Source organism: Vibrio sp. 2134-1, from assembly GCF_033339495.1.
On record NZ_JAWOUS010000784.1, the window covers coordinates 1 to 559 of the forward strand.

A 559-nucleotide genomic window follows, 5' to 3' on the forward strand; every position below is an offset into this window, starting at 1 on the left:
TAATACTTAGGAATTCTCATGCTCGAAGCCGTAGCGTTGCTTATCGTCGGTCTTGTTTTACTTGTTTGGAGCGCAGATAAACTTGTTTTTGGCTCTGCAGCGATAGCCCGCAACGTCGGTATTTCACCTTTAGTGATCGGTATGACCATTCTTGCAATGGGCTCATCAGCACCAGAAATGATGGTGTCAGCAACAGCCGCTTGGGACGGTAAAACCGATACCGCTGTCGGTAACGTTTTGGGCTCAAGCATTGCTAACATTGCCCTAATCCTAGGTATTACTGCGCTGATCAAACCTCTTTCTATTAGCTCTGCAGTTATCCGTCGCGAATTACCATTAATGATCGCGGTAACTGTGTTAGCTGGGATTTTACTGTGGAACAGCCACCTTGGTTTTTATGAAGGTGTCTTACTATTTGTTCTGTTTGGTGCTTTTTTATTTGCTATGTTGCAAATCAGCCGCAAAGAACAAAAGTCTGGCGATGCGTTTCTTGAAGATCAAGAATCAGAAATCCCACAAGGCGTTAGCAACCCTAAGGCCATCATGTGGGTGGTTATCG

Annotated in this window: 1 pseudogene; it reads left to right on the top strand. The window is 44.9% G+C overall.

From position 1 onward, the window contains the following. Positions 1-18: 18 nt before the first annotated feature. Positions 19-559: pseudogene (locus tag R7R78_RS28530) on the top strand (calcium/sodium antiporter); the annotation flags it as partial.